Source organism: Candidatus Pelagibacter sp. HIMB1495, assembly GCF_052047955.1.
Classification (GTDB): domain Bacteria; phylum Pseudomonadota; class Alphaproteobacteria; order Pelagibacterales; family Pelagibacteraceae; genus Pelagibacter.
Genome location: NZ_JBNAIQ010000001.1, coordinates 356,226 through 377,475 on the forward strand (window position 1 = coordinate 356,226; position 21,250 = coordinate 377,475).

Here is a 21,250-nt window from a genome sequence, read left to right on the forward strand (position 1 = left end):
ATTATGAAAATAAATACAGCGTTAATATTATGTGCGGGATATGGAAAAAGATTAAACCCAATAACATTAGATACACCCAAACCATTGTTAGAGTTACATAATGAAACAATGTTAGAAAAATGCATCCAATTGATTAAAAGTTTGGGAATCAAGAAAATTTTAATAAATTCATTTTATTTAAAAGATCATTTTCTAAAATTTTTTAAAGATAAAAATTTTGATATTGATATTGAAATTATAGAAGATGGAAAAGAAATTCTAGATACCGGGGGTGGTATTTTAAATTTAATTAAGCATTCTAATGAAGATGATTTTATAGTTTTTAATCCTGATACTGTTTGGACAAAAGAGTATTTTGATGAAATTAATAAAATGGAAGAATTCTATTTTAGTGAAAAATTAAAAAATATTCTTTTATTAGTAAACAAAAATTTAAGTTTTGATAAAAATTTAAAGGGTGATTTCAATTTAGAAAATAATCTTATTACTAAGGAATTAAATAAGAATTATATCTACATCGGCTGTCAGATATTAAGTAAAGAATTGTTTATAAATGAAACTAATGAAAAGTTTTCAATTTCTAAAATTTGGAACAAATTGATTGATACCAAAGATTTACATGGATATGAAAGCAAACAAAATTTTTATCATTTAACTAATTTGGAAATCTTCAAAAAACTAAAAGATCTTTAGCTCTCTCAGAATCTAAATATTTAGCACTTAAAACTTTTTTATCTCCATTTACTTCAATAAGCAAAGGATTACCTGTCGGTATTTCTAATTTTGAAATTTCATCATTATCCAAATTAAATAGGTACTTACAAAGAGCTCTAATTGAATTTCCATGTGCAGACATTAAAATATTTTTATCATTTATGATTTCAATTTTCTTTTTGTAAAAATCTATTACTCTCTCATAAGTGTCTTTTAGAGACTCTGTACTAGGTATTTTATCCTCAGGAATATTTTTATAAATTTCTATATTAGATGGATGATATGGATTTTGTTTGTCTAGAGGATCAGGTCTTAAATCCCAAGATCTTCTAAACTGATGTACCTTATCTTCCCCTAATTTTACCTTCATTTCGTCTTTGTTAAGACCAGTAAGTGCACCATAATGTCTTTCGTTTAATTCCCATGCCTCACTAGTAACTTTATTGTCCTTTAATTCTCCTTGAATTATTTTTAATGTATTTTTGGCTCTTAATTGAACAGATGAGAAATAAAGATCTATTGTTAGGTTGTTTTTATTAATTAATTCACCCGCTTTTTTTGCTTCAGATTTACCATTTTCTGTCAAATCAACATCTACCCATCCTGTAAATTTTTTTTCTAAATTCCAAACACTTTGACCGTGTCTAACTAAAACTAAATAACTCATCTTCCACCTTTTAAATTAATTTGATAAATAAAACTACAAGATTAATGAAATATTTTTTTCAAAAATATAAATATTTTTTTTTATTATTTAATTTTATTTTACTTTCTGCTTGCTCATCAATTCCATCTAATACTGCAGATGGTTGCTCAATATTTAATGAAAGATATCTGTGGTATAAGCATGCTAAAAAAGCAGAAGCAAAGTGGGGTACACCTGTGTATTTACAATTAGCTATTATAAAGATGGAATCTAGTTTTGATAGGTTAGCAAAACCTCCAAGACAAAAAATATTTAAAGTTATCCCTTACAAAAGACCTTCTAGTTCTTTTGGATATTCTCAAGCGGTGAAAGGTACTTGGAAACAATACAAAGAAGAAACAGGTAATAAATTTGCAACAAGAACAAGATTTAAAGATAGTGTAGATTTTATTGGTTGGTATACAAACAAAACTGAGAAAATTTTAAAAATTTCAAAGAAAGATGCTTTTAGACAATATGTTGCATACCACGAAGGGTGGGGGAATTATAAAAATTATAAAAAAAATAATAAGGTTATTAACTTAGCTAAAAGAGTTGAGAAACAGTCAAATATTTATAAAAAACAATTATCAGATTGTAAAAATAAATTAACTACAAGTAAGTATATTATTTTTTAATTTAATTGTTTTTTCAGCTCTATATCTACGGCATCAATCCGCTTAGTATTTTTTGCTAATGCTAAATACATTGTAGGGGTTACATATAGAGTAAAGAATGTTGATATAATCATTCCACCTAAAATAGTTGCACCAACTGCTAATCTTGATCCTTCTCCAGCACCAGGACCTATATTTCCGATAACCAAAGGTATCATAGCAATCATAGTACTTAGTGATGTCATTATAATAGGTCTAATTCTTAGCTTACAGGCTTTCAATACTGCCTCTTGAATTTTCACACCTGTCGTTCTTATTTGATTGGCATAATCGACTATTAAAATACTATTCTTCGTAGAAATACCAATAAGAATGATTAAGGCAATTTGTGAGAATATATTTAATGAACTATTTAAAAATAAAATAAATACTAAACCACCAAATACAGCTAAAGGAACTGTCAAAATAATTATGAAAGGGTGCACAAAAGAGTTAAATGTTGCTGCCATTACCAAATAAGCAGTCAACAAAGCTAAAGCAAAAATTAAATAAATTTCGTTTGTAGTTTCTTTCAATTCTTCTGATTTTCCTTTCCAAGTAATTTGGTTTTGAGGCGCAACTTTTATCATTACATCTTCTAAATATTTAACAGCTTCAGTTAGTGTGTAATTTTCTGATAGTGCAGCTGAAATTGTAACAGCTCTTTGTCGATTATATCTTGGTAGTGCCTCTGCAGTTCCTTTTTCCTCAAATTCAACAAGACTAGCTATTGAAACTAATTTTCCAGTTGTTTCAGATCTTACAAATATTTTTGATAATCCGTCTTGATCACGTCTATCAGCTAAATATTGTTGTAAGATTATTGGGTATTCTCTTCCTTCTTTACTAAATGAAGTAACTCTTTTTCCTCCATAAAGTGTTTCAAGAGTTCTACCTATATTTTCTGTAGATACACCTAGGTCATTAGCTCTATTTTTGTTTGTGATTAATTTAACTTCAGGTTTGTTTTTTGTGTAATCACTTTCAATTCTGAACATATTTCTATTTTTTCTTAATTCTCTTAGAACACTATTTTGAATATCTTCTAATTCTTCATAGCTTGTCCCATAAATAACCATCTGTACTGGTTTGTTGTAGTTTGAAACTCTTATTCCTTGCGGAGATATTGGAAATGCAAAAGTTTCTGGAACCGAAACCACTTGTCCAATAGCTTCTCTTAATACAGTTTGACTATTTTTTTCTCTATTTTTCCATTCATCAAGTAAAGCAATTATTATAAAAGTGTTATAAGATGTTGCGGATCTTCCAAATCCAGGAACTCTCATGATTAGTCTTTCATATGGGCTATCTTCTGCTTGCAATAATCTTAATATTCTTCCTTCAATTATCTGAGCTTTTTCTTGAGTATATTCAAATGAACTACCTTCATCTGTCGAACCTATTATTAAATAAGAACCTCTATCCTCCATAGGCAGTAATTCTTTTTTTGAAAAATTAAAAAGATAAGCAGATGCTGCAACGATAAAAATTATAAATATCGAAATAGTTTTTTGTCTATTTATCCAGTACTTGAGTGAATCAATATAAAATCCAGTAAAAGATTTAAATTTATTATTAAATTTTTTAACTAAGAAATTAACTTTTTCTTTTTTATTTAAAAACTTACTTCCAAGCATTGGAGATAGAGTTAATGCAACAAAGGATGATACTACAATTGAAAATGATAGCGCTATGGCTGTCTCTTTAAATAAAGTTCCAGATATTCCCTTAATAAATATAAGGGGCAAGAACACTGCAATTAAAATTAAAGTAGTTGCAATAATAGCAAAAGTAATTTGCTTAGAACCTTTATAAGCAGCAACTAGTGGTGTTTCACCATTTTCTATTCTAGTATAAATAGCATCTGTCATAATTACAGAGTCATCAGTAATTATTCCTATTGCTAAAATAAAACTTAATAATACAAAAATGTTTATTGAGAGATCAAAAATGTATAATCCAAGAAATGAACCAATTAAACTAACAGGAAGAGCTACAGCTGGCACAATTACAGCTTTAAGATTTCCAAGAAAAAGATAAATAATTAAAACTACTAAAACAAAAGCAATAATTAAACTTTTATAAACTTCTTCGATTGCAGCACCAATATATGTTGCTCTGTTAAATGCTATCTCCAAACTTAGTCCATCCGGAAGTGATTTATTCAGTTCTTTTATTTTGGCTTTAATTTGGTTTGATAACTCTACTGTAGAAGCACCACTTTTAGCGTATATGCCAATTCCTACAGTTTTTAGGTTGAGTGCATTTTTACTTTGTGCTTTGAATAAAGTTTTCTCTGAAACAGGTCCAAATTCTATATTTGCAACATCAGAAAGTATTACTACTTTATCTTTATTTTTTCTTAGAGGAAGTTGCTTTATAGTATCTATTTTTGAATAAGACTTATCTATATTTAAAGTTAAATCTTTATTATTTGCCTCTAATGTACCAGCAGGAATATTAAGATTTTCATTTCTCAAAGCTCTTTCAACCTCTTGAATTGTAAGGTTATTGGCTGCTAATTTGATAGGATCTATCCAAACTCTTACACTAAGCTCTCTTAGTCCACCAACTAAGATCCTTCCAACATTTGGAACACTTGAAAAAGCATCTATCAGATATCTTTCGGCATAATCTCCAAGATCAAGATCGTCCCATGTAGGAGATGTCAGTGCTACCCACATTGTAGTTGTGAAACCTGCTGCTTGTTTTAGAATTTGGGGTGGATTAGACTCGCTAGGCAAATTATCAACAACACGAGCAACTCTCTCTCTAATATCATTCGCTGCATCGTCTAAATCAATATCTGTATTAAATTGTATATTAATTCTGCTTCGTCCATTCAAAGAACTAGAGTCGATGTTTTTAATACCTTCTGCACCACCTATAACATCTTCAAGTTTTTGAGTTATTTCTTCATCAACAATTTCTGCTGATGCTGATTTATAATCTGTTTGAACTTGAACTACTGGAGGCTGTATTCCATCTGGAAGTTCTCGAACTGGTAGTTCCGCAAAAACAAATATTCCAAAAATAATTAGAATTAAAGACATTACCCAAGCAACAACAGGTCGTTTAATACTAACTTCGGTTATATACATTTAGTTATTTTTTTTCTTTTTCAGATTTTTTAAAAATATTTTTTAACCAATCAAATTTACCTTTTTTTTCTTCAGCTTTTTTGGATCCCTTTTTTTTACCCCAACCAGAATTTCCTTGTTTTTTCTTTGCACCTTTTTCTATAGGTCTAATCGTTAAATTTGGTCTAACTTTTTTTGTACCCTCAGCAACAATTTTATCTCCTTTATTTAGTCCATCTAAAATCTCTACAAATCCTAAATATCTATCACCTACAGTAACATTTGTTTTCATTACTTTATTTTTCTCATCCACTTTATAAATAAATATATTTTCACCTTCGACTATTGTGCTTGTGTCAGGTGCACTTAAACCATCTCTAACATTGTATTTAATTGAAATTTCTAAAAATGAACCTGGTAAAATTTCTCCAGACTTATTATCCATTTTTATTCTTGTAGCTAATGATCTGGTGTCTTGACTTATTCTGCTTGCGAAGGAGTCAACTTCACCTTTATAAATTTTATTTTTATATCCAGAAAACTTTATATCAACAGGTAAACCAACTTTTATAAATGGAACAAAAATTTCTGGTATATCAACATCGCAATACAGTGAGCTAGTATCCTCTAAATTAATCAATAAAGAAGATTTTGATACTTCTAAATCTTCAGAAAATTCTCTTTTTCCAATAACCCCATCAAATTGAGCAATAATTTTCCTATTCTTAAGATTAGCAACAACATCGCCTTTTTTAACTTTTTTATTAAAATCTATCGGCTTTAATATCTCGTATTTTTCAACCTTAAATGACTGAGTTTTAACTGGTGCTGCTGTTCCGTATGTACTTATAACATTTTCAAAAGTTCTCTCTTGTGTTGTGGTCACTATTATTCCAGGAGGAGGTCTTTTACTAAATTTTTTCTTAAAATGATTTCCAATCATTGTTCTGCCAATAATCACTATGGCAATAATTAAAAAGAAGATGACGATTATACTCGTAATTTTAGTTGATGTTTTCATAATTTAAATTTTTCCATATTCTGACCAAGATCCGTCATAAATGGTTGGGTGATATTTAGTATTAACTAAAGAATATGCAAGCGCTAAAACACAAGCAGTAACACCAGATCCACAAGAAAAGACTAAATTTTCCTCAAAATTTTTTGATATTTTTTGAAATAATTTATTTAATTCCTCTTTATTTTTAAAAGTCTTATTTTCATTTATTACCTCTGTAAAAGGCAAACATATCGAATTTGGAATAGAACCACTTCTTACATTTTTTCTTGGATCTGGAGCTTTACCTTCAAATCTTTCTTTACTTCGCGCATCTACTACTTTGAATTCTTTTTTAGAAATATTTTGATCAATTAAGACTTTATTTTTTACGAGTTTAGATAATTCTTTACCCTCATATTTAGATTTATTTAAATTTGCTGAAATATTTGAGGTCTTTTTATTTTCACTTTTCCATTTTTTAAAACCACCATCAAGAACATTAACCAATTTTGGATCATGACCAAAATAAATAAAATTATACCAACCTCTGCATGAACTTATGACATTTGAATTATCATAAATTACAATTTGATCATCTTTTGAAATTCCTAAGTCTGAAATTATTTCATTCCAAACCACTAAGCTTGGAAGCATATGAGGAAGGTCAGTGTCTTGTTTTGAATTTTTATCTAAATCAAAAAAAATAGCATTTGGGATATGTTCTTTATCAAATTCATCTTGAGCATTTCTATTTTCAGCAGGCATATGCCAAGAACAATCAATTATCTTCACTTTGTCGAGATTTTTCTCTAGCCAATCTGTATCAACCAATGACATACTATCTTTTTTCTAGATACTTTTGGTGATACTCTTCTGCTGTACAATAGTTTTTAGTTAATGAAATTTTTGTTACTACTTTGCCAGATAGTTTAATATTTTCTTTTTCTACCATCTTTTGTGCAATAGTTTTTTGATCATCGTTTGTATAAAAAATTTCACTTCTATACTGAGTTCCAAAGTCAGGCCCTTGAGAATTTAACGTAGTGGGGTCATGAAATTTAAAAAAATGTTCAAGAATATTTTCGTAAGAAATTATATTTGGATCAAATTCTAACTTAACTACTTCAGCATGATTGGTTGTACCAGAACAAACTTCTTTATAGTTTGTTTTGTCAGAGTTACCTCCACAATATCCTACTTCTGTCTTTGTAACACCATCAAGCTTGCTGAACTTTATTTCTGGTCCCCAAAAACATCCTAAACCTAAAATTGCTATTTCCATTGATAAATACCTTAATTGATCTAAGTTAATCACATGTTATCAAAAAATCAATTGGGCTTTTTTTATATGTTTATATCTGTATGCGCTTTCTCGCTAATGGATTTAATTGTTAAATGGTCTGATGATTATCCAGTTGGGCAAGTTTTGTTTTTTAGAGGCTTTTGTGGAATAATCCCAATTTTATTCCTTATCCCTAAAGATCGGTATTTTGATTTCTATAAAACAACGCGACCTGTGCTTCATTTTAAAAGATGCTTAGCGGGACTTATAGCTTTGGTCTCTATATTTGTTGCACTTAGAAATTTACCTTTGGCAACTGTTGTAAGTATTTCCTTTGCTGCACCAATTTTTATTACAATTTTTTCAATTTTTTTATTAAATGAAAAAGTTGGTTTATATAGATGGATGGCAGTGTTAGTTGGATTTTTAGGAATAATATTTATTACTGAGCCAGGGTTTAGTGCTTTAAATGTGTATTATATTTACCCAATTATTTTTTGTTTAGGTCTTTCCTATGTAGCAATTGCTATAAGAAAATTATCATCAACCGAACCTGCTTGGTTGATCAGTTTTTTCTTTTCATTCTCGATAATGCTTCTAAGTTTTTTATCGTTTTATCAGGGATGGATCTTGCCAAGTTTACTTGATTTATTTTTGCTATCAATGGTTGGTATATTAGGTGGTCTTGCAAATTTATGGCTATCACAATCTTATAAATATTCAGAAGTTAGTTTGGTTTCTCCTTTAAAATATCTTGGATTAGTTTTCGCAATAATATTTGGATATTTTATTTGGAATGAAATACCAACTTCTAAAACTTTGTTAGGTGCTTTATTAGTTATTGTTTCATCTATAATTATATTTAGAAGAGAAATGTATTTGAAAAAAAAACTATCTGTTTCACGTCATGAGTAAAACCCCGTCATATTGGAATAAAGCAAAAAAGTATTTATCAAAAAAAGATAAAACAATGTCCTTTTTGATTAAAAAATATAAGTCACCATCAGAAACTGTTCTTACATCAAGGCGAGATGTTTTCTTTTCTCTTTGTAAAAGTATAATTGGTCAACAAATTAGTGTAGCTGCTGCTAACTCAGTTTTTTTAAAGTTTAAAAAAAAATGTAAAAACAAAATTAATGCAAAAACAGTGAATAAATTATCAAGCTCTCAATTAAAGAGCTGTGGATTAAGTAGACAAAAAGTTAAGGGTATAAAAAGTTTAGCAGAACAAGTATTAAATAAAACATTTAATCCTAAAGTTATTCCAGGTATGTCTGATGAAGAAGCAATTATTTATTTATCTAAACTAAGACAAATTGGAAGATGGTCAGCTGAAATGATTTTATTATTTACTTATAATCGTCCCGATATATGGCCTGTACAAGATATAGGACTTCTAAGAGCTATTTCAAAAAATTATAATAAAAAATATCTTCCACCAGAAAGCTATGTAAACTTATTGCAAAAAAGATTTTCCCCATATTGTTCTGTAGCCACATGGTATCTTTGGAGAAGTATAGATCCTGAGCCTATTCAATATTAAAAGCCTCGACTATCTGTAAGTTTCTTTCGGTTGTATCTTTTGCGAGCGCCCAACCTTCTTGATATTCTTTAGAGTCATGACACTCCATAGCTTTTTCATAACTAGGAAATTCCCAAATTACTGTTCTTGGGTAAGTTTCTCCCTCTAAAGTATTAAACTTTCCTCCTCTTACTAGTGGTACACCCCCATAACTTTTAATTATATCTGTAACTTTAGCTCCATATTTTTTAATATTTTCTTGGTTATCTATCTTTTTATACAAAGCAATCCAGTAAACCTTCATCATTTCTCCTTTTTAAATTTTTTTACTTATGATACTAAACTTCATGGCTGATAAACTCATAATCTCTTTTGATGAATATATAAAAATTGTTGAGAAACTGGCAATACAAATTCACAAGGAATACAAACCTACAGTTTTAATTGGTATTATGAGAGGTGCTGCACCGATCCTTGATATCTTATCGAGGATTTTAAAATTACCAATAGCCTACATTGTTATTCAAAGTTATTCAGGTGAAGGAATGGAAGATAAGCAAGGTGAACTTATGTTTGCTAGAGAAATAAGCTCATTAGCTAATAACGAGGATTTTAGTAAAGTTTTATTGATAGATGATCTTTCTGATACTGGTTTAACTTTAAATAAAAGCATTGAGTGGTTAAAAAATTATCCTCAAACAAAAGATTTTATAAAAGAAGTTAAAACTGCTTGTCTTTGGAAAAAAAAATCATCAACTTTCGAACCAGATTTCTGTCCTGTAAGACTAGATTCTGACCCATGGATTGTTCAGCCAACTGAACATTACGAAGAATTATCTATTGAAGAATTAATTAAAAGAAATTAGTTAACAGGGCTAGTAAACTAGCCCTGTTAAGATCTTATTTAACTTACAGCAAAACTTACAACACTAAGTATTGCAACTACCCATATTGCTGGAGAAGTGCTTGAAAACTTTCCAGTAAATATTTTAATTAATGCGTAAGAAACAAATGCTAGGGCAATTCCATTACTAATACTGTATGTTAACGGCATTGCTATCATCGCAAGTATTGCAGGAGCAGACTCAGAAATATCGTTCCACTCAATATCTGTAATATTTCTTACAAAAAGAACAGACACAAAAAGTAGAGCTGCACCATCAATTTGTTTAGGTAAACTAGTTGCCAAAGGGGCAAAAAAGATACATGCTAAAAACAAAATACCTATTACAAGAGAGGTCATTCCTGTTTTACCACCTGCTTTTACACCAGCACCAGACTCAACATAACTTGTTACAGTAGTAGTTCCCATCATTGCACCCGCAACTGTTCCAACACTGTCAGATAGCATTGCTTTATTGATATCTTGGACTTTTCCATCTTTACCTACTTTACCTGCAACGTTTGCTACAGAAGTTAAAGTTCCAGCTGTATCAAAGAAGTCGATAAACAATAAAGTGAATATTACTGTAGACATACTAGCAGTCATTGCAGCAGACAAATCAAAATCAAAAAGATATGTCATAGGAGGAGGTGAGCTAGCTAAACCATTAAATTTAGCAAGGCCAGCAGCCCAAGCAATGATACTAAATACCAAAATTCCTATGATGATGTTACCTTTTACATTCATTTTTTCTAAAACAATGATTGCTATAAAAGTTGCACATCCTAAAAGAACTAATGGATCTCCAAGATTGCCTAATTTAACTAAAGTCACAGGATCATCTACAACCACTTCCATAATTTGTAATCCGATAATCGCTAAAAATAATCCTATACCTGCACCAATTCCTAATTTTAAACTTTTTGGAATTGAGTTAATTAGCCATGCTCTTATTGGCGTTAAAGATATTATTAAGAATAATACACCTGCTACCAATACAGCACCAAGTGCCTCTTGAGGTGTGTATCCCATTCCAGCACATACACCAAATGCAACGAATGCGTTAATACCCATTCCGGGTGCAAGTCCTATTGGCCAAGTCTTTCCATAAAAAGCCATAATGAAACATGCTAAAGCTGTAGCTAAAATCGTAGCTGTATATACCGCGCCGAAATCAAAGAAACCTTTTTCGGGACCGGCGAATTCTCCCGATAAGATAAATGGATTTAAAAACATTATATAAGCCATCGTCAAGAAAGTTGTAGTTCCAGCTATGACTTCTGTTTTAAAATCTGTTTTGTGTTTTTTATAATTAAAATAATTATCAAGCATTTGTCCTCCTAAAGTCTGATAATTATTTGATTCTGTTGAATAATACTTTGAATAAGTCCATTTTATTCACAGAATTCAACCCATAAGTTTATATTTATGCCATAATTGTAATGATAGTGTGATTAATATGAAAAATTTGAAGATTTTATTTACTATATTTTTTATCTTTTTATTTGTTTCTGGTTGTCAAACAGTTAAGCAAAAAACAGACGCAGCTATTCAAAAAGAAAATAAAAAGTTGAGTGAATTTATTGGTCAATCAGCAAGTAAATTACAAATGGAGCTTGGAAAACCTGATGAAGATTTTGAAAATGAAAAAGGTAATTTTATTTTTATTTATAATACCAAGAAGTATGGTTTTCCATGTGAGAGAAGATTTGAGATTAATCCAGATAAATTAGTAATTGGATTTGCTTCCAACGGATGTTTTTAAATTTTACCTGCGAGGATAAATCCTCGCAAGTAAGGGTAAACTTATTTAATTTCTATAAGTTTTTTCTTTTTGTGCTCTGGTATAATTCTTTCACAAGATATTGTTAAAAGACCATCTTTAAGTTCAGCACCGTTAACTTTTACATCATCAGCTATAGTGAATGATCTTGCAAATTGTCTTTGAGAAATACCTTTGTGAATTATTTCTCCATTAACTTCATTGTTTTCAGATTTATCAACTTGTTTTGTTCTTACCGTTAATAAATTATCTTCAAACTCAACCTCAACATCATTTTTATTAAAACCAGCTAATGCAACTTCAATTGCATAATTATCCTTACCAGTTTTTCTGATGTTGTATGGAGGGTAGTTTGATTGCATTGTCAAACTTCCGTTACCCAGCATGTTTTCAAATTGATCAAACATATCGTCAAAACCAATCGAAAAAGGTCTTAGTGAGTTAAATATAGATAGATCCTTACTTGTCATAATATCCTCCTTTTTAAGCAAGTTTATTTTATGCAAGCCCCATAAGGCGACTTACCTTGTTTATTTAGGTATGATTAAAAAAATTTCAATATCTTAAAAACTAAATTTTTTCTGAAATTTTTAATGCAAATGCGTAGTCGAGTGCAATTTCTTCTATTGCTCCATCTCTACCAGATTTACCTCCATGACCTGCATTCATTTCTGTTTTTAGAAGTAATAAATTATTATCAGTTTTATAGTCTCTAAGTTTAGCTGTAAATTTTGCAGGTTCATCAAATAAAACTCTATTATCACTTAAACTAGTTGTTATTAGCATATGAGGATAATCCATTTTTTTTATATTATTATATGGAGCATATGAAAATATATAATCAAAGTGCTCTTTGTTTTCTTTAGCATTACCAAATTCATCAAATTCACCTACTGTAAGTGGTAAAGAGTGATCGAGATTTGTTGTTAATGAGTCCACAAAAGGAACAGCCATAATTATACCTAAAAATAATTCAGGAGCTTGATTAACAACAGCTCCCATTAATAAACCACCTGCAGATCCACCCATTCCAATTATTTTTCCCTTTGAGGTGTAATTGTTTTCAATCAAATATTTTGCAGCAAAAATATAATCTTCAAATGTATTTTTTTTATTTGTTAGCTTCCCTTCTTTCCACCATTTCATTCCTTTTTCCATTCCACCTCTAATGTGTGCAGTAGCCCAAATAATGTCTCTATTTATCAAGCTCAGTCTTGTTGAAGAAAAACCTGGACTCATCGAACTACCATAAGATCCATATCCGTATAATAACAAATTTGCTGTACCGTCTATTTTTGTATCTTTGTGTCTCGTAATCGTAAGTGGAACCATTCTTCCGTCATGGGATCTAAACTCTATTCTTTCAACTATATAATCATCTGTATTATGGCCTGATGGTATTTCTTGTTCTTTTACAAGTATTTTAGATTTATTTTTTAAATTATATTTGTAAACTCTTGAAGGTGTTTTAGGTGAAGAGTATGAAACATAAACCTCATCTGTGTCTCTATTTTTTTGAGTTAATGAAACACCTGGAACAAATACTTTTTCGTCAGAAAAAATTAGTTCTTCTTCATTATTTGTTGAATTATCAATAATAAACAATTTGTCCAAAGCATCTGATGTTTCGGATCTAATTATCCAGTTATTTAAAAATGAAAGTCCACCAATTAAGACTTCTTTTTTTGCAGGAATAAATTTCTTCCAATTCTGATTTTCTAAAGTTTCTGAAATATCTATTTTAAAATCCTCTGCATCTTTATTTGTATGATTATAAAATTTTCCATCCCATGAATTTATAGAGTAAAGAATTCCCTTTTCTCGTTTGATTATTAATTTTGGATTTGGTTTTATTTCATTAACATGAAAGTAATATTGCTCCGAAGTATTGTGATCCGAAGTATTTATGAAATAATATTTCTCATCAGAACTTAATCCAATACTAACAGTGAAAGCTTCACTTTTTTCCTCAAAGATTAATTCATCTTCATTTTCAAAATCTCCAATTTTATGTCTATAAATTTTTCTAGCTCTATGATTTTCATCTAACTTTGAATAAAAAAGATACTTATCATCTAAGCTGAAAATTATACTTCCTGATGTTTCTTTTATTTCTTTTGAAATTATTTTATTATTTTTAATATTTCTTACATAAATTGTATAATACTCAGAACCTTTGGTATCTAGTGAGTACCCAAGATATTGATCATTGTTACTTACCTCTAAATCTCCAACACCAAAATATTCAACATTTAATTTTTCTTTTTCTTTATCTCCATTCCAAATTTCTTCAATTTCTGATGAACCAATTTTTTTTCTTAATTTTATAGAGTAATTTCCTTTGGCAGTAGTCTTTGTCCAATACTCATATGAATGATCTTTAAAAGGTAAGCTTTCATCATCCAATTTTATTCTACCTTTAATTTCATCAAATAATATTTTTTGAACATTTTTCGTATTTTTTAGATGATAATCAGTATATTCATTTTCATCTTCTAAATATTTTTTTACTTCTGGAAGAAGTTTAGTTTTGTCTTGCAAGACTTCTAAAATATTTTCTTGATGTATCCAGCTATAGTTATCTTCCCACTCCACATTGTGACAAGATTTTAGCTCTGGTTTTTTTTTTAGATATGGTACTTTCATATTTAACTGGAAATATATGAATTTTATAATTTATACATTGTTAATTTTAGTTGGTTTATATTTTTTATTAAGACTTTTTTCTCAAGTTGCGTCAAAAAAAATATCAAAAGGTTTAAGAGCATTTTTATTCATAGTTTTAATCATCTTTGCAGTTTTGTTTGCAATAGGAGGTAAATTTTTACTTACTTTACCATTTACTCTCGCGAGTCTTGCTCTTTTAAAATTGAAAGGTATGTCAATTTTTCAGTTAATTTCGTTGTACAGATTAATACAAACTTTAAGAAATTCAGGGAGATTCTCATTTAATAACACTGCATCAAATTTAAATACAATGTCTACTGAAGAAGCGTATCGTATACTTAATTTAAATCCTTCAAAAAGTTTAACTAAAGAGGATGTAAATAAAGCCTACATTAAAATACAAAAAAAAATTCATCCAGATATTTCACCTGAGACTTCTAGGTTATCTACTTTAGTAAATGAAGCTAAAGAGATAGTGCTAAATGATATCGGTTAAGATAATATTGAATTTAATTTATAAAGTATTTTTTTTGGGTTAATTTTATCTTTTCCTAAAGTTCCATGAGTTACCTCGTTAACATCATCGGGTAATACAGGGTGCATTTTGGAACTATAATTTCCATAAATTAGGGGAGTATCTGCCATTAAAGTTATCGTTTCTACTCCAAGCGCTGAAGAAAGATGACTGAAGCTTGAGTCATTACATATTGATACGTTACAATTTTTAATAATCGGCAAACATTCATTTATAGATAAATTATCTAAAGATTGGCAGTAATTTTTAAGATCTGAGTTTTTAATTTCATTTAAAATTTTTTGTTCTTCGTCGTTTTTACCAGTTGCTAAAAAAAATTTACATTTTTTTTGCTTAGAAATTTCTTTCATTACTTTTAAAAAAGTTTTGGGTGGTATTCTTTTTGTTGGTCCAGATCCACCTATGCCCAGAAGTATATTAAGATCATTTTTTGAAATATTATATTTTTCTGCAGCTCTTAAAACACTTTTTTCATTAATATGAATTTTTGGATCATTTTTTACTTCTAAACCAATTGTGTTAAAAATTAATTTTTCAGAAGCTTCTACCATATTTTGTCCTTTTTTCTGAAACAAAGGAAATTGATAAATTTTTTTAATACCAGATAATTTTGCAATTAATTTGTATCTAAGAGAAGAGTTAAAAATGAAAACTTTATTAAATTTATATTTCCTTAATTCATTAGCTAATCTCAAACTTCCAAAAAGTCCGTTATGTTCTAAGTTTTTAATTTTATTATTTCTCTTAAGAATAATTATTTCATCAATGTAGTTTGTTTGATTTAAATACTCTTTGCATTTTGAGTTTTCTTGAACAAGTAAACTCACAGGAGTATTAAATTTTTTAGATATTGCCTCTATAAAAGCTAAAAATATAATACTATCACCAATTCCCATTCTGTTTTGAACTGCTAAAATTTTCATATTTTTATTTATAAACTTTACTAATTATAATTTTTATATAAATTTTTAATATGAGTAAAATAAACGGAGTTTATGCTGCCACATTATCATTGTTAAATGATGATCTTACTCTTAATGTTGAGAAAACGATAGCACATGTAGAATTGACTATTGATAATGGCTGTCATGGAGCTGCAATATTTGGAAGTACTGGCCAAGCCCAATTAATTTCTGTTGCTGAAAAAATTAATCTTCTAAATAAATTATCAACAAATAAATATAAAGATAAATGTATTATTGGAACTGGATTGAACTCTTTGGGTGAAATAATAAATTTGATGAGAGTTGCCATATCATTAAATTTTGAGAAATTTCTTATTATGCCACCAGCATTTTATAAATATAGCGACGAAGATGTATTTAAATTTTATTCTAAAATAGTAGAGTCCATACCAAAAGCTCAAATTATTTTATATAATTTTGAAAAACTTTCTGGTTATAAATTCAGTGTTGAGTGTGTAAAAAAGCTTGTTAAAAATTTTCCAGACCAAATAATTGGAGTTAAAGATAGTTCATATAATCTTTTTGAAAATTTAAAATTAGATAATTTTTCAGTAATGCCAGGTTCTGAAACTAAATTATTGAAGGGACTTGAGTTAGGTTGCTCGGGAATAATCACAGCTACATGCAACGCAACATCCCGAATGGCAAGGAAAGTATATGATGATTTTAAAAATGGAAAAGATCAAGAAATAAATACTAAACTTTGTGATGTGAGAGGTACGTTTGAAGAGTATAATTTAATTTCTGGTTTACATACTTTTTTCAAGAATAAAGACAGAATTTATGAAAATTTACTTCCTCCTTTAAGAATTCTTAATAAAGAAGAAGAAATTGATCTTTTTAATAATTTAGAGAAATTAGATTTCTCGTTTAAATCATCAATGGCAGCTTAATATGCAATTAGCAAGGTTCTTAAATAGTGTTTTTAAGAAAGATGGTTTTATACTGGTCGACGTAAATTCTAAAAGTTATATTATTGGAAATCCAGAGAAGGAAAATCCCATTAAAGTTAAAATATTAAATAAAGAACTTCATTATAAACTTTTATTTCATCCTGATCTATATTTTGGAGAAGCTTACACCGATGGAGAAATAGTTATTGAGAACGGTAGTCTTACAGACTTTTTAGATTTGTCTTTAATGAATTTTGGTAGAGGAGATTTAAATTTTTTTAGTTACTTAATTAATAGATTGAGAGGATCGTATAGATATTTAACAAATTTTAATTTTATCAAAAAATCTAAAATGAACGTTTCACATCATTATGATATCAAAGATGATCTTTATGATTTATTTTTAGATCCAAAAAGACAGTATTCATGTGCTTATTTCAAAAATGAAAATGATACTCTGGAGACCGCTCAAAATAATAAAATTCAGCATATAATTAAAAAATTAAATATAAAGCCAAATCAAAAAGTTCTTGATATCGGATGTGGGTGGGGATCTCTAGCAGTCGATATTGCAAAGTCAGCTAATTGTGAAGTAACTGGAATCACATTATCTGAGAATCAATTTAAGTATTGTAAACAAAAAGCTAAAGAACTGAATTTAGAAAATCAATTAACATTTAAATTAATTGACTATAGAGAGCTGGATGAAAAATTCGATAGAATTGTAAGTGTTGGAATGTTTGAACATGTAGGAAGAAAATTTTACAGAAAGTTTTTTGCACAAGTTGAGAAACTTCTTAAAGATGATGGAGTTTCGTTAATTCATACCATTGGATCGGTAAATCCTCCAAGAGATCCTCACCCATGGATAACAAAATATATATTTCCAGGTGGTTATACACCAAGTTTAAGTGAAGTAACTACTCCAATTGAAAAAGCTGGCTTAATCGTTGCAGATATTGAGGTATTAAGAATGCATTATTCTCATACATTAAGACATTGGAAAGAAAATTGCCTAAAAAATAAAGATAAAATTATTAACATGTTTGATGAGCGTTTTTTTAGAATGTGGGAATTTTATTTAGCAGGTTGTGAAATGGCATTTAAATGGGGAGACCAAGTTGTATATCAGTTTCAGCTTACTAAAAATTACACTTCCACACCAGTTACAAGAGACTATATTTATCAATAATTTATTGGTAAATAATAATTTCCTTTAAATGAAAAAAATAAAAAAAAAACAAAATAAATCTGTTAAAAAAAGTAAAAAAAAATCTCAGTTAAAATCTAAAAAATCTAAAAAAATTTCCAGAGTTAAAAAAATAAAAACTAAGATTAATAAAATCAATAAAATTAAAACTAAAAAAAAAAATAATTTAAGAGTTAAAACAAAAAAAATAGTTATTAGAAAAACTAAAAAAAAAAGTTTTTTATTAAAAATAATTAATTTTCAAAATTCACTTAAACCTGAATTCAAATTTAAAATAAATATTAATATAGAAAAATATATCCAAGCATTTTTTGATAAAATATCTGAAACAATCAGTAATTATAAAACTCTTAAAAAAGATGAGCAGAGAAGAATAAAACTTGAAAAACAAGAGCAAGAGAGACAGGAAAAACTAGCCTTACAGCAAGAGAAGCAGAAGGAACAAGAACTAAAATTAAAGCTTAATGAACAGGTATTAAAAGAAGAGATTAGATTAGAAAAACAAAGAACAAAAGAGATTAAATTATTTTTACGAAAAGAACAGGCTTTATTAAGAATTGAACAAGCTGAAAAGCAAAAGAAATTTTTACAACAATTAAAATTAGAAAAGCAGATTGAAAAATTTAGAGTAAGAGAAGTTAAAGAATTAGAAAAACTAGAAAAAATATCATTAAAAGAAAAGAGAGAAGATTATGCAGGACTTCAGCAGAGAATTGAGAAATTAAAAGAAAAATATCGAATAATAAGAGATCAAAAAATTAGAGAGAGAGTAGAGGCATTAGGTGTTAAAATTCAAGGTAATGAGGATAGGGAAACATTATTAAGGAAAGAGAAAGAATATACATTAGCAAGACAAAAAATTGAATTTGCTCTTGAAAGCTTTTATAGGAGTGCCAGTAGTTTAGTTTTCCAATTAAATAAAAGACACATCACAAGACACATGTCTATTTTTCGATGTATTGATAAAAGATTTGAAACAGGTGAGATATTTGTTAAATGGGATGAGGCTCCTGACGAGGAATGGTTATTATTAATTTATATCAAAAATAATTCTCCTGATGAAGGTATAGTTATTGAGGACAAAACTAATCCTGAGAAAAACATCTCTCACGAATTTAAAAATAATGAAATATTCAAAGCTTCGGACACGATGGTAGACTCTTTAACCCAATTAATTGCAAGAAAAAGATCAAAAAATAACAATTAATAATTTCATTTAATTTAAGTATTATTAGTTATGTTTTTTGGAATAATTGCAATGGTGATTTTGTATGTGCTGTTAAGCTATATACTTGCTTGGATCAGATATTTTAATAGTCAAGACGAAAGGTTAGGACAATCAACTTGGAGATGGAGTTATGATTATGAAGTAGATGGAGAAAGAGATATATCAGATTTGGATGACAAAAATTTTGTAAGATTAAGAAGAAAAAGAAATAAAATTATTACTCTTATGTATTCAGTAGTTTTAATTATGTTTATCCTCTCAATGTCTTTATTGAGTCAAATTTTGATATTTTTTCTTAATTAATTTTTTAATTGTTTTTTATTTTTCAAATACAAAAAATACGCAACTATTTCATATCCATATTTAAAAATTGTAAAGATGATGGGAAGTTTGAAAAAACTATATAAAAATTTATATTTTGGTATTCTCTTCCAAACATAAAGGAAAGCTTCTGCACCTTCAATTACTTGATCGTTTTCTTTAATGTGCAATCTTCTTAAAAGTTCTTTGTCATTTTTGGAAGTTTCTTTTTCTGCTTCTTTGTTATCTGTAATATCTATCCAATCAATATCTTCAATATTTTCTTTTTTATACATATTGATTTCTGATCTGCAAATTTTGCAAGAGTTATTAAAATAAACTTTCATAGAAAATTATATTAACTTTAAAATTAAGCATGTAAATGCGCCAAATGATTAGTTGAAAATTAATAATAAAGCACTATCTAAAACGAGTGAGTAATTTTTTTGACAAATCTGATTTAACAAGAAAAGATGCTGATGCAATAGTATCTGATACATTGCAAAATTGTGATGATGGTGAGCTATATTTGGAGGACACTAAATCTGAATCTATTTTATTAGATGATAATAAAATTAAAAGTTCAAGCTATAGTTCAGATTTAGGTTTTGGATTTAGAGCAATTACAGGAGAGGTTGTTGCATATTCTCACTCTAATGAAATATCAAAAGATTCATTAAAAAAATCTTCTGAAAATTTAAAAGCTACACTGAAGTCTATGAAAGGTACTTATAATCAAGATATTTCAAGATCTAATAAAAAATTTTATCAGGATACTAATCCCATAGAGCAAAAAACATTAAATTCGAAATTAGAGGTATTAAATAAAGTAAATGAGTATCTAAGAAAAAAAGACCAATCTGTAAAACAAGTTACTACGAGTTTTGCAGGTGAACAAAAATCTATTGAGATTATAAGATCAGGTGGTGAGGTATTAACTGATGTCCGACCACTAATTAGATTTAATGTATCTGTGATGTTAGAAAAAAATGGAAGAAAAGAAACTGGCGTTTATGGAATAGGTGGAAGACAATCTTATGATGAATATCTAAAAAATGACAATTGGAAAACTGTATGTGAAGAAGCATTTAGAATTGCGTCAGTAAATTTAGAAAGTAAACCTGCTCCAGCAGGAGAAATGAAAGTTGTTTTAGGACCTGGATGGCCAGCAATTTTAATACATGAAGCTATTGGACATGGTTTAGAGGGAGACTTTAATAGAAAAAAAACTTCTGCATTTCATGATCTTATGGGCCAAAAGGTTGCCAGTGAGGGAGTTACGATTGTTGATGATGGAACAATTGATAATAGAAGAGGTAGCTTAACTATAGATGACGAAGGCACACCAACAGAAAAAACAGTATTGATTGAAAATGGGATATTAAAGAATTTTATGCAAGATAGATTAAATGCTAGATTGATGAATACCAAATCGACTGGCTCTGGAAGAAGAGAAAATTATAGACATGTTGTTTTGCCAAGAATGAGAAATACAATGATGTTGAGTGGAAACCAAACTCAAGAAGAAATGATCAAATCAGTAGACAAAGGAATTTTTGCAGTAAGTTTTGGAGGAGGACAAGTTGACATTACATCTGGAAAATTTGTATTTAATTGTACTGAGGCATATGAAATTAATAACGGAAAGATTGGTTCACCGATAAAGGGAGCGACATTAATAGGAGATGGTCCTTCAATTTTAAAAGAAGTTTCTATGGTTGGAAACGATATGATGTTAGATCCTGGTATAGGAACTTGTGGTAAAGCTGGGCAAGGTGTACCTGTTGGGGTTGCCCAACCTTCAATTCTAATCGATAAAATGACAGTTGGTGGAACAAAACTTTAAA

The 21,250-nt window shown here is 28.7% G+C and carries 23 protein-coding genes; 12 read left to right on the forward strand and 11 right to left on the reverse strand.

Going from position 1 to position 21,250, the window contains the following annotated elements; translation table 11 throughout:
* Positions 1-3: 3 nt before the first annotated feature.
* Entirely contained in the window at positions 4-693 is a 690-nt protein-coding gene (locus ACTTAW_RS01885; protein ID WP_440650899.1) for a sugar phosphate nucleotidyltransferase, read from the forward strand.
* Here ACTTAW_RS01885 and ACTTAW_RS01890 read toward each other — a convergent pair.
* Positions 671-1,381 (reverse strand): 2,3-bisphosphoglycerate-dependent phosphoglycerate mutase, encoded by a 711-nt coding sequence (locus ACTTAW_RS01890; RefSeq protein WP_440650900.1) that lies wholly within the window; start codon positions 1,379-1,381, stop codon positions 671-673. The two genes, ACTTAW_RS01885 and ACTTAW_RS01890, sit on opposite strands and share 23 nt — an antisense overlap.
* Before the next feature lie 44 nt (positions 1,382-1,425).
* On the opposite strand from ACTTAW_RS01890, the gene ACTTAW_RS01895 reads away from it, so the two are divergent.
* Positions 1,426-2,037, forward strand: a complete 612-nt coding sequence (locus tag ACTTAW_RS01895; protein ID WP_440650901.1) for a transglycosylase SLT domain-containing protein — start codon at positions 1,426-1,428, stop codon at positions 2,035-2,037.
* On the opposite strand, the gene ACTTAW_RS01900 is transcribed toward ACTTAW_RS01895, so the two are convergent.
* Genes ACTTAW_RS01900 through msrA form a run of 4 tightly spaced genes read right to left on the reverse strand, consistent with a single transcriptional unit; the run spans position 2,034 to position 7,417 of the window.
* Positions 2,034-5,156, reverse strand: a complete 3,123-nt coding sequence (locus ACTTAW_RS01900; protein WP_440650902.1) for an efflux RND transporter permease subunit — start codon at positions 5,154-5,156, stop codon at positions 2,034-2,036. The two genes, ACTTAW_RS01895 and ACTTAW_RS01900, sit on opposite strands and share 4 nt — an antisense overlap.
* A 4-nt stretch (positions 5,157-5,160) precedes the next feature.
* On the reverse strand, positions 5,161-6,156 hold the full coding sequence (locus ACTTAW_RS01905) for an efflux RND transporter periplasmic adaptor subunit (protein WP_440613734.1): 996 nt from the start codon (positions 6,154-6,156) through the stop codon (positions 5,161-5,163).
* 3 nt (positions 6,157-6,159) lie between these two features.
* Entirely contained in the window at positions 6,160-6,972 is an 813-nt protein-coding gene (locus ACTTAW_RS01910) for a rhodanese-like domain-containing protein (protein ID WP_440650903.1), read from the reverse strand.
* 1 nt (position 6,973) lies between these two features.
* The gene (msrA, locus tag ACTTAW_RS01915) at positions 6,974-7,417 is read right to left on the reverse strand and encodes a peptide-methionine (S)-S-oxide reductase MsrA (RefSeq protein WP_440650904.1); all 444 of its coding nucleotides are present in this window, start codon (positions 7,415-7,417) and stop codon (positions 6,974-6,976) included.
* A gap of 33 nt (positions 7,418-7,450) precedes the next feature.
* Here msrA and ACTTAW_RS01920 point away from each other — a divergent pair, with 33 nt between their 5' ends.
* On the forward strand, positions 7,451-8,332 hold the full coding sequence (locus ACTTAW_RS01920; RefSeq protein WP_440633048.1) for a DMT family transporter: 882 nt from the start codon (positions 7,451-7,453) through the stop codon (positions 8,330-8,332).
* Positions 8,325-8,960 carry a DNA-3-methyladenine glycosylase family protein gene (locus tag ACTTAW_RS01925; protein WP_440613738.1) on the forward strand — a complete coding sequence of 212 codons (636 nt, stop codon included), beginning with the start codon at positions 8,325-8,327 and terminating at the stop codon, positions 8,958-8,960. Before ACTTAW_RS01920 ends, ACTTAW_RS01925 begins: the two co-directional genes overlap by 8 nt.
* Here the strand turns inward: ACTTAW_RS01925 and ACTTAW_RS01930 are convergent.
* Positions 8,947-9,243, reverse strand: a complete 297-nt coding sequence (locus ACTTAW_RS01930; RefSeq protein WP_440633386.1) for a DUF1330 domain-containing protein — start codon at positions 9,241-9,243, stop codon at positions 8,947-8,949. The genes ACTTAW_RS01925 and ACTTAW_RS01930 overlap by 14 nt on opposite strands.
* 28 nt (positions 9,244-9,271) lie before the next feature.
* On the opposite strand from ACTTAW_RS01930, the gene ACTTAW_RS01935 reads away from it, so the two are divergent.
* Positions 9,272-9,805 carry a phosphoribosyltransferase gene (locus ACTTAW_RS01935; protein WP_440634774.1) on the forward strand — a complete coding sequence of 178 codons (534 nt, stop codon included), beginning with the start codon at positions 9,272-9,274 and terminating at the stop codon, positions 9,803-9,805.
* Positions 9,806-9,843: 38 nt separating this feature from the next.
* Here the strand turns inward: ACTTAW_RS01935 and ACTTAW_RS01940 are convergent, their stop codons facing one another.
* A complete protein-coding gene (locus ACTTAW_RS01940; protein ID WP_075506462.1) occupies positions 9,844-11,154 on the reverse strand; it encodes an NCS2 family permease in 1,311 nt (436 codons plus the stop codon).
* A 127-nt stretch (positions 11,155-11,281) separates the two neighbouring features.
* On the opposite strand from ACTTAW_RS01940, the gene ACTTAW_RS01945 reads away from it, so the two are divergent.
* Positions 11,282-11,587, forward strand: coding sequence for a hypothetical protein (locus ACTTAW_RS01945; RefSeq protein WP_440633046.1), 306 nt, complete (start codon positions 11,282-11,284; stop codon positions 11,585-11,587).
* Between the two features lie 41 nt (positions 11,588-11,628).
* Here ACTTAW_RS01945 and ACTTAW_RS01950 read toward each other — a convergent pair whose 3' ends face one another.
* Positions 11,629-12,075, reverse strand: a complete 447-nt coding sequence (locus ACTTAW_RS01950; RefSeq protein ID WP_440633045.1) for an Hsp20 family protein — start codon at positions 12,073-12,075, stop codon at positions 11,629-11,631.
* Between the two features lie 100 nt (positions 12,076-12,175).
* Complete coding sequence (locus ACTTAW_RS01955) at positions 12,176-14,251, reverse strand: S9 family peptidase (RefSeq protein ID WP_440650905.1); 2,076 nt, start codon at positions 14,249-14,251, stop codon at positions 12,176-12,178.
* A 16-nt stretch (positions 14,252-14,267) separates the two neighbouring features.
* Between ACTTAW_RS01955 and ACTTAW_RS01960 the strand changes: the two genes are divergently transcribed.
* Positions 14,268-14,768, forward strand: coding sequence for a J domain-containing protein (locus ACTTAW_RS01960; protein WP_440650906.1), 501 nt, complete (start codon positions 14,268-14,270; stop codon positions 14,766-14,768).
* Here the strand turns inward: ACTTAW_RS01960 and ACTTAW_RS01965 are convergent.
* Positions 14,765-15,730 (reverse strand): glycosyltransferase family 9 protein, encoded by a 966-nt coding sequence (locus tag ACTTAW_RS01965; RefSeq protein ID WP_440650907.1) that lies wholly within the window; start codon positions 15,728-15,730, stop codon positions 14,765-14,767. The two genes, ACTTAW_RS01960 and ACTTAW_RS01965, sit on opposite strands and share 4 nt — an antisense overlap.
* Before the next feature lie 50 nt (positions 15,731-15,780).
* Here ACTTAW_RS01965 and ACTTAW_RS01970 point away from each other — a divergent pair, with 50 nt between their 5' ends.
* From ACTTAW_RS01970 to ACTTAW_RS01985, 4 genes are read left to right on the forward strand one after another with little or no spacing between them, the layout of a single operon-like run.
* A complete protein-coding gene (locus ACTTAW_RS01970; protein WP_440650908.1) occupies positions 15,781-16,665 on the forward strand; it encodes a dihydrodipicolinate synthase family protein in 885 nt (294 codons plus the stop codon).
* A gap of 1 nt (position 16,666) precedes the next feature.
* The gene (locus ACTTAW_RS01975) at positions 16,667-17,857 is read left to right on the forward strand and encodes a class I SAM-dependent methyltransferase (RefSeq protein ID WP_440650909.1); all 1,191 of its coding nucleotides are present in this window, start codon (positions 16,667-16,669) and stop codon (positions 17,855-17,857) included.
* Between the two features lie 28 nt (positions 17,858-17,885).
* On the forward strand, positions 17,886-19,082 hold the full coding sequence (locus ACTTAW_RS01980; protein WP_440650910.1) for a hypothetical protein: 1,197 nt from the start codon (positions 17,886-17,888) through the stop codon (positions 19,080-19,082).
* Between the two features lie 30 nt (positions 19,083-19,112).
* Positions 19,113-19,406 carry a hypothetical protein gene (locus tag ACTTAW_RS01985; protein WP_440618995.1) on the forward strand — a complete coding sequence of 98 codons (294 nt, stop codon included), beginning with the start codon at positions 19,113-19,115 and terminating at the stop codon, positions 19,404-19,406.
* Here the strand turns inward: ACTTAW_RS01985 and ACTTAW_RS01990 are convergent.
* Entirely contained in the window at positions 19,403-19,750 is a 348-nt protein-coding gene (locus tag ACTTAW_RS01990) for a DCC1-like thiol-disulfide oxidoreductase family protein (RefSeq protein WP_440650911.1), read from the reverse strand. The two genes, ACTTAW_RS01985 and ACTTAW_RS01990, sit on opposite strands and share 4 nt — an antisense overlap.
* Before the next feature lie 86 nt (positions 19,751-19,836).
* Between ACTTAW_RS01990 and tldD the strand changes: the two genes are divergently transcribed.
* The gene (tldD, locus tag ACTTAW_RS01995; RefSeq protein WP_440650912.1) at positions 19,837-21,249 is read left to right on the forward strand and encodes a metalloprotease TldD; all 1,413 of its coding nucleotides are present in this window, start codon (positions 19,837-19,839) and stop codon (positions 21,247-21,249) included.
* The last annotated feature ends 1 nt before the right edge of the window (position 21,250 follow it).